Raw genomic sequence first — 12,236 nt, 5'->3', positions numbered from 1 at the left:
CGCCTTCAGCTGTGCCCGTGGGCCTTGAGCCTGAGCTTGTCGGTGTCTACCCGTACGAAAACAGAATCGGCGGTAACGGTTAGCGTATCGCCGGCCCACACTTCGCAGACCACCCGGCTCTTGCGCCCCACTTCCCCCTCTACCCGGGCCTTGAGCAATAACTCGACGCCCATGGGCGTGGGCTTCAGGTAGTTCAGGCCGAGGCTGCCGGTCACGCAGTCGATGCGGGGCAGGCTGCCGGGCTCGCGCCCTTCGCAGCGGTAGTGGTAGGCCATGGCCGTCCAGTTGGAGTGGCAGTCCACCAGCATTGCCAGTAGGCCGCCGTAAACCAGGCCGGGCCAACCGGTAAATGTGCTGTCGGGGGTGTGGCGGCAGACCAGGTGAATACCGTCTGTATCCCAGTGGCTTTGCACGTGCAGGCCGCTGGGGTGGGCGCAACCGCAGCCGTAGCAGATACCGTCTGGTGCAGCCAGGGCCTGCAGGCAAGTGAGGGTGTGGTTCATACGCTTCCTGTGCTTGTTGAAATGGGGGCGCGCAACGCCCCCCATTAAAGCAGAAGCCTCAGGCCGTTTGGGCAAGCTGCGAGCCGCGCCGCTGGGTCAGCGACACCAGCAGAATGAACGCCGTCACCGCTGCCGTCATCAGCGTCTCGTAGCGGTAGGCGTCGCTGAACAGCATGTACCCCAGCACCATGACGATGGTGCCGATCACCAGCCAGGTCAGCCAGGGGAACAGCCACATCTTCAGCTCCAGCGGCCGCCCTTCCCGTTCGGCGCGGGACCGCATGCGCAACTGCGACACGGCGATTACCAGGTACACCAGCAAGGCGATCGCACCGGTGGTAGACAGCAGGAAGCCGAACACCTTGCCCGGGAACACATAGTTGACCAGGCACCCGGCAAAGCCGGCCAGGGTAGAGAACACCACCGCCACGGTCGGCACGCCGGAGCCGGCGATGCGCCGGGTAACGCTGAGCGCCTGGCCGCGGGCACCCAGCGAATAGAGCATGCGCGAGGCGGTATACAGGCCGGAGTTCATGCAACTGGTCACGGCCACCAGCACCACCACATCCACCAGCAGCTTGGCACCGGGCACATTCAACACCTCCAGTGCCCGCTGGAACGAACCCACCGCCTTCAGGCCGGGGTCGTTCCAGGCCACCAGCGACACCACCAGGAAGATCGATGCCAGGTAGAAGATGGCGATGCGGTACACCACCAGGTTGGTGGCACGGCGGATCTTATCCTTGGGGTTAGCCGTTTCGTCTGCAGCAATGGTGACGATTTCGGCACCGAAGAACGAGAAGATGGTAATCAGCACACCGCCCAGTACAGTGCCGAAACCGTTGGGCATGAAGCCGCCCTGGTCCCACAGGCGGCTGACCCCGGACACCTGCGCCAGCGGCCAGAAGCCGGTGACGGCCAAGGTGCACACCACGATGAAGGCGATGATCGCCACCACCTTCACCAGCGCGAACCAGTACTCGAAGGCCCCGAAGTTCTTGACGCTGACCAGGTTGGTGCCCGATAGCACCAGCATGATCACGAAAGCGAACAGCCAGGACGGCACCTGAGGGAAGTACGCATGCAAGATATCGGCGCCGGCAATGGCCTCCACCGGAATGATCAGCACCCAGAACCACCAGTACAGCCAACCGATGGTAAAACCGGCCCACGGCCCGATGGCTTCGCTGGCGTAGGTGGAGAACGAGCCACTGGTGGGGTTGGCAATGGCCATTTCCCCAAGCATGCGCATCACCAGCAGCACCAGCAGGCCGGTCATGGCATAGGAGATGAGAATCGCGGGGCCTGCCGTGGCAATCGCGTTGGACGAGCCGATGAACAGGCCGGCGCCGATGATGCCGGCGATCGAAATCATCGACACCTGGCGGGACGTAAGGCCATGTTGCAGTGAACGCTGTTTCTTATTGTTTGGGGAAGCCATGAGAACCCTCTACTGGATCGGCCATGCTTTTGATGGATCCGGGCCAGTATTCAACCTGCGACGGGGGGCAACAAACGACCTTTTAGAAGTATGTGATTCCGCTAGGGAATGATATGGGTACCCATGCCCTCATCACCGGCTAACAGAACCCCACTACATCAAAGAAGCCCGGCGCTCAGCTTGCCCTTCAGCTCAATTTTGCAGGAATACACGGAATGACCCCAATCGAATAATTCGTTTGCGCGGCTACCAGCCAAAAGGCTTGGATAAGCACCTGACCGACCACAGGTGCCCGTCCCCATGCTCCAGGAAAGTATCAGCCAGTCCATTGCCATCGTTCACCCCATCACCCTTTCCCATGGCCGTAACGCCGAAGTGTGGGGCACCGACGGCAAGCGCTACATCGACTTCGTCGGCGGCATCGGCGTGCTCAACCTGGGCCATTGCAACCCAGCGGTGGTGCAGGCCATCCAGGCACAGGCCGCCCAGCTGACCCACTACGCATTCAACGCCGCCCCGCACGGCCCCTACCTGGCATTGATGGAGCGCTTGAGCCAGTTCGTGCCGGTCAGCTACCCGGTGGCAGGCATGCTGACCAACAGCGGTGCCGAAGCGGCCGAAAACGCCCTGAAGGTAGCCCGCGCGGCCACCGGCAAGCGCGCGGTCATTGCGTTCGACGGCGGGTTCCACGGCCGCACCCTGGCCACCCTGAACCTCAATGGCAAGGTGGCGCCCTACAAGCAGCGGGTCGGTGAATTACCGGGCCCGGTGTACCACCTGCCCTACCCCAGCGCCGACACCGGCGTTAGCTGTGACCAGGCGCTGGCGGCCATGGAGCGCTTGTTCAGTGTGGAGCTGGCCGTAGAAGACGTGGCCGCGTTCATTTTCGAACCGGTACAGGGCGAAGGCGGGTTCCTGGCCATGGACCCTGGGTTTGCCCAGGCGCTGCGCCGCTTCTGTGATAGCCATGGCATTCTGCTGATCGTTGACGAGATCCAGTCCGGGTTTGGCCGCACCGGCCAGCGCTTCGGCTTTACCCGGCTGGGCATCGAGCCCGACCTCGTGCTGCTGGCCAAGAGCATTGCAGGCGGCATGCCGCTGGGGGCGTTGGTTGGCCGCCAGGCGCTACTGGCCGCGCTGCCCAAGGGGGGGCTGGGCGGCACCTACTCCGGCAACCCGATCGCCTGTGCGGCAGCGCTGGCCAGCCTGGCGCAAATGACCGACGCCAACATCGCGACCTGGGGGGAGCACCAGGCCCAGGCCATTGCGCAGCGGTTCGAGCAATGGAAGGCCAGCGGGCTGTGCCCGGCGCTTGGCCGGCTGACCGGCGTGGGGGCCATGCGTGGCATCGAGCTGGTGGACGCCGAGGGCAAGCCGGCGCCCGCCCAACTGACCAAGGTGCTGGAAACGGCGCGGGCCAAGGGGCTGCTGCTGATGCCCAGCGGCAAGGCCCGGCACATCATCCGCCTGCTGGCACCGCTGACCATCGAGGCCGAGGTGCTCGAAGAAGGCCTGGATATCCTCGAGCAGTGCCTGGCGGCGTTGAACTGAGGCTTACAGGCCCAGCTCTTCAGGGGTGAGCATGTCGGACTCGAACGCGATCCAGCCACCTTCGAGTTCGGCGTGGCCGTTCACGATCGGACCGTAGTAGGTGAGGCCATTCTCCAGGGTGACGCAGATGTGCGTGGCTGGCTTATCCGGGGCAGCGAGGGTGCCTACGAAATGCACCTTCTTCAAGGTTTCGGTCACTGCCTCCAGGCCCACGCGCATGGCCGTATTTTCTGACGCTTCGGCATCGCCGCCACGGTCTTCGGCGCTGATGGTGACGGTGGCGGTGTACGGGTACTTGCTGCTCAAACGGGTTACCTCAGGGGGTGGGTAGGGTTGTAGGGGCGTAGAGTACGGCAGGTGGTTGGGGTTGTCTCTAATGACCTGATCACGGGGCCAGCTACGTTGCAGCCAGCCCTGCAAAAGATGATCTGCCTGCCCCGATCTGTTAGGGTGCCCGCCGATGCACGCCACACCACACGAGGATACCGAGTGAGCGCCGAAGAACCCCTGATCGCCGACCTGTTCGATGTGGACAAACGCCTGTCCCTCAAGCCCGTGGTGGATTTCAACAGCTACCTGCGCAATGCCTTCGGCGAAGGGCCGTGCCGCTGCCACCGCTGCACCGAAGGCCAGGACCAGGCCAGCTACAGCCTTGCGCACAACTTTACCTTCGACAACCGCCAATGGCACCGGCGCTTCGCCAGCACCTGCGCCAGCGACGTGGCCCAGGTACTGAAAAAGGCCTGGCTGTCGTACACCAAGGCTGACCTGGGCCTGTTCGGCACGCTGGACCTGACCACCGTCAAAACCTTCACCGAGGCCAGCCTGCACCCACGCCTGCTGGCCCTGTTGCCCGCCAGTGGCCTGGCCCGCGACGTGGACGGCCAGTGGCAGTTGCAGGCCCCGGCCGACTGACAGCCAGGCGGTACGGCAGGATCCCCCGCGTCTGCTAACGTGGGGGGATCCGCCTCTGCGCAGGTAGTCTGTCATGGCCCGCACAACCCCCATCGAGCTGTACCGCAACATTGGCATCGTTGCCCACGTGGATGCCGGCAAAACCACCACCACCGAGCGAATCCTGTTCTACACCGGGGTCAACCACAAGATGGGCGAGGTGCATGACGGCGCCGCGACCATGGACTGGATGGCCCAGGAGCAAGAGCGCGGCATCACCATCACTTCAGCCGCTACCACGGCGTTCTGGCAGGGCTCGGCCAAGCAGTTCGCCCACAAGTACCGCTTCAATATCATCGACACCCCCGGCCACGTCGACTTCACCATCGAGGTGGAGCGTTCGCTGCGCGTGCTCGACGGCGCGGTGGTGGTGTTCAGCGGCGCCGACGGGGTAGAGCCACAGTCCGAAACGGTGTGGCGGCAGGCCAACAAGTACCAGGTGCCGCGCCTGGCCTACATCAACAAGATGGACCGCCAGGGCGCCGACTTTCTGCGGGTGGTCAAGCAGATCGACCAGCGCCTGGGCCATCACCCGGTGCCCATTCAGCTGGCCATTGGCAGCGAAGAACACTTTATGGGCCAGATCGACCTGGTGAAGATGAAAGCCATCTACTGGAACGACGCCGACCAGGGCACCAGCTACCGCGAAGAGGACATCCCCGCTGAGCTGCAGGCGCTGGCTGATGAGTGGCGTGCGCACCTGGTGGAGGCTGCTGCCGAAGCCGACGACGCACTCACCCTGAAGTTTCTGGAAGGCGAGCCGCTGACGACCGACGAAATCAAGGCCGGCCTGCGCAAGCGCACCCTGAACAACGAAATCGTGCCCACCGTGCTGGGCTCATCGTTCAAGAACAAGGGGGTGCCGCTGATGCTCGACGCGGTGATCGACTACCTCCCTGCCCCTTCCGAGATCCCGGCTATCCGTGGCACCCACCCGGACGACGACACCAAGCACCTGGAGCGCCACGCCGACGACAACGAGCCGTTCTCGGCCCTGGCGTTCAAGATTGCCACCGACCCCTTCGTCGGTACGCTGACCTTTGCCCGGGTCTATTCCGGCGTGCTCAGCTCTGGCAATGCCGTGCTCAACTCGGTGAAGGGCAAAAAGGAGCGCATTGGCCGCATGGTGCAGATGCACGCCAACCAGCGCGCAGAAATCAAGGACGTGTGCGCCGGTGACATTGCCGCGCTGATCGGCATGAAGGACGTGACCACCGGCGATACCCTGTGCGACCTGGACAAGCCCATTGTGCTGGAACGCATGGATTTCCCCGACCCGGTGATTTCCGTAGCGGTGGAACCCAAGACCAAGGCCGACCAGGAAAAAATGGGCATCGCCCTGGGCAAGCTGGCCCAGGAAGACCCGTCGTTTCGCGTACGCACCGATGAGGAGACCGGCCAGACCATCATCTCCGGCATGGGCGAGCTGCACCTGGACATCATCGTCGACCGCATGCGCCGCGAGTTCAACGTGGAGGCCAACATCGGCAAGCCGCAGGTGGCGTACCGCGAAAAAATTCGCAACACCTGCGAGATTGAAGGCCGCTTCGTTCGCCAGTCGGGTGGCCGTGGCCAGTATGGCCATTGCTGGATTCGCTTTGCGCCGGGTGACGAAGGCACCGAGGGGCTAACGTTCATCAACGAGATTGTGGGCGGCGTGGTGCCCAGGGAATACATCCCGGCCATTCAGAAAGGCATCGAAGAACAGATGAAGAACGGCGTGCTGGCCGGCTACCCGCTCATCAACCTGAAGGCTGCGGTGTATGACGGCTCCTATCACGACGTGGACTCCAACGAGATGGCCTACAAGATCGCCGCCTCCATGGCCACCAAGCAACTGGCGCAACACGGCGGCGCGGTATTGCTGGAGCCGGTGATGAAGGTAGAGGTGGTCACCCCAGAGGAATATCAGGGGGACATCCTGGGTGACCTCAGCAGGCGCCGGGGCATTATCCAGGATGGTGATGAAACGCCGGCCGGCAAGGTCATCCGCGCGGAAGTGCCGCTGGGCGAGATGTTCGGCTACGCCACGTCGATGCGCTCGATGAGCCAGGGCCGGGCGAGCTTCTCCATGGAGTTCACCCGCTATGCCGAGGCGCCGGCCAGCATCGCCGACACCCTCGTCAAGAAAAACCGCGGCGGGTAGGGGCGGTTTTAGCTGTAAACAGCCCGCCCTGAACCGTTAATGCTGCTCCCCTGCCCGCTTCAACAGCTTCTTGCACCGCTCAGACAGGTGCACCACCCGCAAATGCTTGCCGGCCTTTGCATAGCGTTCACGCAGGGTTTTCAAGGCGGCAATGGCCGAGTAATCGACAAAGCTCAGGTGCTGGCAGTCCAGCGTGACCTGGGCGGGGTCGTTGGGCGTGTCGAACTGGTTGAGAAACGACGTGGTGGAGGCAAAGAACAGCGTGCCATGCACCTGGTAACGCTTGCCGCCTTCCCCGTCATCATGGCTGTCGGCATACAACTCTCGGGCATGCTGCCAGGCAAAGTTCAGCGCCGCGACGATGATGCCGAACAGCACAGCCATGGCCAGGTCGGTCAGCACCGTGACGATGGTCACCGCAATGATTGCCAGCACGTCGCTGGCCGGCACTTTGTGCAACACCCGCAGCGATGCCCAGGCAAACGTCTGCTGGGCCACCACGAACATCACGCCCACCAGCGCGGCCAGCGGAATCCGCTCGATCAGTGGCGACAGGAACAACACGAACAGCAGAATCATCACCCCGGCGACCACCCCCGACAAACGCCCACGGCCACCGGAACTGAGGTTGATCACGGTTTGCCCGATCATCGCGCAGCCGCCCATGCCGCCGCACAGGCCAGACACCATGTTTGCCGCACCCAACGCCACGCACTCGCGGTCGGGGTAGCCGCGGCTCTCGGTGATTTCATCGGTAAGGTTCAGGGTAAGCAGGGTTTCCAGCAGGCCGACCATGGCCATCAGCACCGCATACGGGGCAATGATGCGCAGGGTTTCCAGGTTCCAGGGCACATCGGGCAGCGCCAGCGGCGGCAGGCCACCGGCAATGTGCGCCATGTCACCCAGGGTGCGGGTGGGCAGGTCGAGCAGGTACACCAACAGGCCCACGCCGAGGATCGCCACCAGCGCCGGGGGTACCGTGCGGGTCAGTTTAGGCAGCCCGTAGACCACCAGCATGGTCAGGCCCACCAGCCCGGCCATCAGGTACAACGGCGTGCCCGTCAACCATTGCTCGCCTTGCTTGAAGTGCTCCAGCTGGGCCATGGCGATAACGATGGCCAGGCCGTTGACGAAGCCCAGCATCACCGGGTAAGGCACCAGGCGCACCAGTTTGCCCAGGCGCAACACACCGAACAGGATCATCACCACACCGCCCAGCAATACTGTTGCGAGCAGGTATTGGGCGCCGTGCTGCACCACCAGCGCCACGATCACCACGGCCATCGAGCCCGCAGCACCGGAGATCATCCCCGGCCGGCCACCGAACAGCGCAGTCAGGGTGCAGATGATGAACGCGCCGTACAGGCCCATCAGCGGGTTGAGGTGGGCCACCAGGGCAAAGGCGATGCACTCAGGCACCAGCGCGAACGAAGTCGTCAGGCCGGCCAGCAGGTCGGCACGTAGGTTGGCAGGTTTCATGAGCATCCTGTGTTGCGGCCCGCGAAGGGCAGTGAAAAAGCAGGGGCGCGATGTTACGGAATTTGTCTGACAGCGGCCACCGTTCATCATCAGCGGCCTGCCCGGGGTGACACCTACGCCAAACTGCCTTTCACCAACCACTCGGCCATGGAAGCATCTTCCAGCGCGTACTCGCCACGGTTGGCCTTCCACACCAGTTCCTTTTCGCGCAACGCGTCCAGGGCTTTTTGTACGTTCGGCGTGCTGGCATTGGGTTCCGCCTGCTGGCGCTCAAGGGTGCGGTTTACGTCGGCCAGGGTCTGCTCGCTGAACGGCGTGAAAGGCTGGCCGGCCAGCGCCCGCCCAGCCATCACTGCCAACACCGCCTGCTGCAGCGGCGACAGGTCGTTCCAGGCACTTTCGTAGTCGCTCCACACGCCGGCTTGGTGGTTCAGCGCACCCGTACGCAACAGCGCCCCCAGGTTCCCCGCCGCGCCGAGCCCCACGCTTACCTCAGCCAGCAGCTTGCCGAGCATTTCTGGCCGCCGCCCTACCCGCTCGAAAGCATCCTCCAGGTCATCGACCTTGAACTGGTTGCTGTCTGCCAGCCGGCTGTTCCACACCTGGGTGATGAACTCGACAAAATCACGCCCCAGCAAGGGGAACGGGGTAATGCTGGCGCCGTAGAACGGCTGTTTGCTCTTCAGCACCAGGTTGGCCAGCTTGTCGCGGCTGGAACCTGTGAATACCAGGCGCAAGCCGTCTGGCCGGTCACCCCGGTTAAGCTGGTCGCGCGCAGCCTTCAGGGCAAACATTGCATTCAGCCCGCCTGCGCTGTTGAGTGCATGCTGGGCTTCGTCGATGATCAGGATGACCATTTGGCCAGCCACCTGGTGCAGCACGGCCAGTGCCTGTGCCAGGGTCGTGCCGGCAGGCAGTTGCGGCCGGGTAAAGTCCCAGCTCAAGGTACGCAGCAGGTTGATCTTGTCGATGCCGGCCTTCTTCGCCGTTTTGGCCAGCGTGCCCTCGAAGCCGGCCAGTGCCGTGCCGATGGCCCCGCTGATGAGTTCGGCCGGGTCTGTATCGCGGTCCGACCACAAGTCGACGTACACCGGCAACCAGCCGCGCTGCACGCACGCCGGCACAAGGTCGTTGTTGAGGAAGGTGCTCTTGCCGGTGCGCCTGGGCGCGGCCAGGAACATACCCGAGCTGTAATCCACCAGTGATTCACCGGCAAGGTCGCGCACCAGGGTCTCTGCCAGCGCGGTACGGCGGAAGATGGGGCGGGACGGGCTCATAGGTTTATCCTTGATTATCTAGCGAACTATATTTTATAGCTTAACGGATAAATATAGATAATGGGGCCTGGATCACTCAGGCTCAGCCACAGTGCTTTAGATTTGCCAACATGCCTATTCCACCATGCGGGGATCAACGCCATGCCGCTACGCCCTCTTGCCTTCGGCCTGCTGCTCATTGCCAGCTTTGCTGCCCACGCTGCCACCGAGGTACTGCCACTGCAACACCGCAGCAGCGCCGAACTGCTGCCTACCGCCAAGGCATTCATCGGCGGGGATGGAACGGTGACCGCCTTCGAGAACAAGCTGGTAGTGAACGCCAGCACGCAGCGCATCGATGATTTGCGCACCTTGTTGCAGCAGCTGGACACCGCCCCCAAACGCCTGCTCATCAGCGTGGACAACGACGACAGCAACTACCAGGATAACCGCGGCAACGGCCAGGTCATCCGCCACAGCACGCAGAACCGCGAAGGGGGCGTGCAACAAATCCAGGCCAGCGAGGGGCAACCGGCACTGATTCAACTGGGCCAGAGCATTCCTATTACCCAGGTGGGCACCGATGACTACGGGCGCCTGCGCAGTGATACCCAGTACCGCAATGTAACCCAAGGCTTTTACGTAACCCCAAGCCTGAGCGGCGACACCGTCAGGCTGCAAATAAGCACCAATAATGACCGAATGAGCAGCGAACGTGCTGATGTAGTGAAAGTACAGAGCACCGACACGACCATCACCGGCAAGCTCGGCGAATGGTTGCCCCTGGCAGGGTCCAACTCGCAAAGCATCGCAGGGCGTAGCGATTCAAGCCGCACTTACGGCACGCAGCGGGGGGATAGCATGACGCTGCGGGTGAAAGTGGAGCTTCTGGAGTGAATCCAGGCCACTCAAGGGCTCGACCAACGGCCTCGAAACTGACTGACGAGTCGTATTAGACCAAAGATGTAGTAGACCTAAAAAAGCACTACAAAACGTTTGACAGGCTCTTTTTACCAAGGGCATGATGGCCTCGCTCCCGCTAATCAGGGGCCCTGAACGGGGCCTTCGAGGTGCACTCCGCTCACCCCAGGGGTAACCTCGCGTCCACACGGCCCACAAGGCGGTTCGACAGGATTGCGACTGCAACGAAGAAGTTGTCCCGAGGGACGGAAGCGCATCACCGCAGTACTGGCAACCGCAGCGCTGGGCAGCAAGGCAACCACGAGCCGACCTGCCGAAGCACATGTTTGCCTGGCCTGCACACCCTTCCCCTTCGCGCCTTCACCTTCGTCGTCGCACGCCTGCATACAGGACAACCGCCTGGCCCCTGACCGGCCCCGAGCATCAGCACAATTACCCCAAGATCGATGCGACGAGGTTTATTTCCATGGCACTGACACGCGAACAGCAAATTGCAGCCCTCGAAAAAGACTGGGCCGAGAACCCGCGCTGGAAAGGCGTGACCCGTACCTACACCGCCGCCGATGTCGTTCGCCTGCGTGGCTCCCTGCAGCCGGAGCACACCCTGGCGCGCCAGGGTGCCGAAAAACTGTGGAAGCTGGTCACCCAAGGTGCCCACCCGTCCTTCCGCCCAGAAAAAGACTTCGTCAACTGCATGGGCGCCCTCACCGGCGGCCAGGCCGTGCAGCAGGTAAAAGCCGGCATCCAGGCCATCTACCTGTCGGGCTGGCAGGTTGCTGCCGACAACAACTCGGCCGAGTCGATGTACCCCGACCAGTCGCTGTACCCGGTTGACTCTGTACCCACCGTGGTCAAGCGCATCAACAACTCGTTCCGCCGCGCCGACCAGATCCAGTGGAAGGCCGGCAAGAACCCGGGTGACGATGGCTACATCGACTACTTCGCGCCGATCGTGGCCGACGCCGAAGCCGGCTTTGGCGGTGTGCTGAACGCCTACGAGCTGATGAAGAACATGATCGAGGCAGGCGCTGCCGGTGTGCACTTCGAAGACCAGCTGGCCTCGGTGAAAAAATGCGGCCACATGGGTGGCAAGGTACTGGTGCCTACCCAGGAAGCTGTTCAGAAGCTGGTGGCTGCGCGCCTGGCTGCCGACGTGGCGGGTGTGCCCACCATCATCCTGGCCCGGACCGACGCCAACGCTGCCGACTTGCTGACCAGCGACTGCGACCCGTACGACCAGCCATTCGTCATTGGCGAGCGTACCCGTGAAGGCTTCTACAAGGTGCGCGCCGGCCTTGACCAGGCCATCGCCCGCGGCCTGGCCTACGCGCCATATGCCGACCTGATCTGGTGCGAAACCGCCAAGCCAGACCTGGACGAAGCCCGCCGCTTCGCCGAAGCGATCAAGAAGGAGTACCCGGACCAGATCCTGTCGTACAACTGCTCGCCTTCCTTCAACTGGAAGAAAAACCTGGACGACGCGACCATCGCCAAGTTCCAGCGCGAGCTGTCGGCCATGGGCTACAAGCACCAGTTCATCACCCTGGCGGGTATTCACAACATGTGGCATGGCATGTTCAACCTGGCGCATGACTACGCCCGTAACGACATGACCGCCTACGTGAAGCTGCAGGAGCAGGAGTTCGCTGACGCCAGCAAGGGCTACACCTTCGTGGCGCACCAGCAGGAAGTGGGCACCGGCTACTTCGATGACATGACCACCGTGATCCAGGGTGGAGCGTCGTCGGTGACGGCGCTGACCGGCTCTACCGAGGAAGAGCAATTCCACTGATAGTGGGTTGCGGTTGAATGAAGGCCCGGGGCTTGCGAAAGCCTCGGGCCTTTTTTGCATGGCGCCAGATAGCCGTTATTTGCGCAGATGTGGCCGGTTTGGGTTGTGCGGCGGCGCTCGCTCTCACAAGCGCCACACCTCTTCCGCCAACCACATGCCAGCCCCACCCCAACAGCCATCCCCGGCAAAACCC

The 12,236-nt window shown here is 62.9% G+C and carries 10 protein-coding genes; 5 read left to right on the top strand and 5 right to left on the bottom strand.

Features of this window, described 5'->3' with window-relative positions; all coding sequences use genetic code 11:
- Positions 1-5: 5 nt before the first annotated feature.
- On the bottom strand, positions 6-503 hold the full coding sequence (locus PPA02S_RS04020) for a PaaI family thioesterase (RefSeq protein ID WP_028632289.1): 498 nt from the start codon (positions 501-503) through the stop codon (positions 6-8).
- Positions 504-561: 58 nt separating this feature from the next.
- The gene (locus tag PPA02S_RS04015; protein ID WP_028632288.1) at positions 562-1,944 is read right to left on the bottom strand and encodes an amino acid permease; all 1,383 of its coding nucleotides are present in this window, start codon (positions 1,942-1,944) and stop codon (positions 562-564) included.
- 300 nt (positions 1,945-2,244) lie between these two features.
- Here PPA02S_RS04015 and PPA02S_RS04010 point away from each other — a divergent pair, with 300 nt between their 5' ends.
- The gene (locus PPA02S_RS04010) at positions 2,245-3,495 is read left to right on the top strand and encodes a 2-aminoadipate transaminase (protein WP_028632287.1); all 1,251 of its coding nucleotides are present in this window, start codon (positions 2,245-2,247) and stop codon (positions 3,493-3,495) included.
- Between the two features lie 3 nt (positions 3,496-3,498).
- On the opposite strand, the gene PPA02S_RS04005 is transcribed toward PPA02S_RS04010, so the two are convergent.
- Positions 3,499-3,801: a hypothetical protein gene (locus PPA02S_RS04005; RefSeq protein WP_028632286.1), complete on the bottom strand. Its 303-nt coding sequence runs from the start codon at positions 3,799-3,801 to the stop codon at positions 3,499-3,501.
- Between the two features lie 183 nt (positions 3,802-3,984).
- Here PPA02S_RS04005 and PPA02S_RS04000 point away from each other — a divergent pair, with 183 nt between their 5' ends.
- Both PPA02S_RS04000 and fusA read left to right on the top strand, forming a co-directional pair.
- Complete coding sequence (locus PPA02S_RS04000) at positions 3,985-4,410, top strand: hypothetical protein (RefSeq protein WP_028632285.1); 426 nt, start codon at positions 3,985-3,987, stop codon at positions 4,408-4,410.
- A gap of 73 nt (positions 4,411-4,483) precedes the next feature.
- Positions 4,484-6,595 (top strand): elongation factor G, encoded by a 2,112-nt coding sequence (gene fusA, locus PPA02S_RS03995; RefSeq protein WP_028632284.1) that lies wholly within the window; start codon positions 4,484-4,486, stop codon positions 6,593-6,595.
- A gap of 36 nt (positions 6,596-6,631) precedes the next feature.
- On the opposite strand, the gene PPA02S_RS03990 is transcribed toward fusA, so the two are convergent.
- On the bottom strand, positions 6,632-8,074 hold the full coding sequence (locus tag PPA02S_RS03990; protein WP_028632283.1) for a SulP family inorganic anion transporter: 1,443 nt from the start codon (positions 8,072-8,074) through the stop codon (positions 6,632-6,634).
- Positions 8,075-8,187: 113 nt separating this feature from the next.
- Positions 8,188-9,351 (bottom strand): ATP-binding protein, encoded by a 1,164-nt coding sequence (locus PPA02S_RS03985; protein ID WP_028632282.1) that lies wholly within the window; start codon positions 9,349-9,351, stop codon positions 8,188-8,190.
- A gap of 141 nt (positions 9,352-9,492) precedes the next feature.
- Here PPA02S_RS03985 and PPA02S_RS03980 point away from each other — a divergent pair, with 141 nt between their 5' ends.
- Positions 9,493-10,227, top strand: a complete 735-nt coding sequence (locus tag PPA02S_RS03980) for a secretin N-terminal domain-containing protein (protein ID WP_028632281.1) — start codon at positions 9,493-9,495, stop codon at positions 10,225-10,227.
- 490 nt (positions 10,228-10,717) lie between these two features.
- Complete coding sequence (gene aceA / locus PPA02S_RS03975) at positions 10,718-12,043, top strand: isocitrate lyase (RefSeq protein WP_028632280.1); 1,326 nt, start codon at positions 10,718-10,720, stop codon at positions 12,041-12,043.
- Positions 12,044-12,236: the final 193 nt, after the last annotated feature.

This window comes from Pseudomonas parafulva NBRC 16636 = DSM 17004 (genome assembly GCF_000730645.1).
Lineage (GTDB): Bacteria > Pseudomonadota > Gammaproteobacteria > Pseudomonadales > Pseudomonadaceae > Aquipseudomonas > Aquipseudomonas parafulva.
The sequence above is the reverse complement of the archived record's forward strand: the minus strand, read 5'-3'. Positions and strand labels throughout refer to the sequence as shown.

What these genes read in the sequence shown, in the direction of transcription:
- PPA02S_RS04020 (WP_028632289.1), bottom strand. Translation starts at nt 503, where the DNA reads ATGAACCACACCCTCACTTGCCTGCAGGCCCTGGCTGCACCAGACGGT.
- PPA02S_RS03990 (WP_028632283.1), bottom strand. Translation starts at nt 8,074, where the DNA reads ATGAAACCTGCCAACCTACGTGCCGACCTGCTGGCCGGCCTGACGACT.
- aceA (WP_028632280.1), top strand. Translation starts at nt 10,718, where the DNA reads ATGGCACTGACACGCGAACAGCAAATTGCAGCCCTCGAAAAAGACTGG.
- fusA (WP_028632284.1), top strand. Translation starts at nt 4,484, where the DNA reads ATGGCCCGCACAACCCCCATCGAGCTGTACCGCAACATTGGCATCGTT.
- PPA02S_RS04010 (WP_028632287.1), top strand. Translation starts at nt 2,245, where the DNA reads ATGCTCCAGGAAAGTATCAGCCAGTCCATTGCCATCGTTCACCCCATC.
- PPA02S_RS04015 (WP_028632288.1), bottom strand. Translation starts at nt 1,944, where the DNA reads ATGGCTTCCCCAAACAATAAGAAACAGCGTTCACTGCAACATGGCCTT.
- PPA02S_RS03985 (WP_028632282.1), bottom strand. Translation starts at nt 9,351, where the DNA reads ATGAGCCCGTCCCGCCCCATCTTCCGCCGTACCGCGCTGGCAGAGACC.
- PPA02S_RS03980 (WP_028632281.1), top strand. Translation starts at nt 9,493, where the DNA reads ATGCCGCTACGCCCTCTTGCCTTCGGCCTGCTGCTCATTGCCAGCTTT.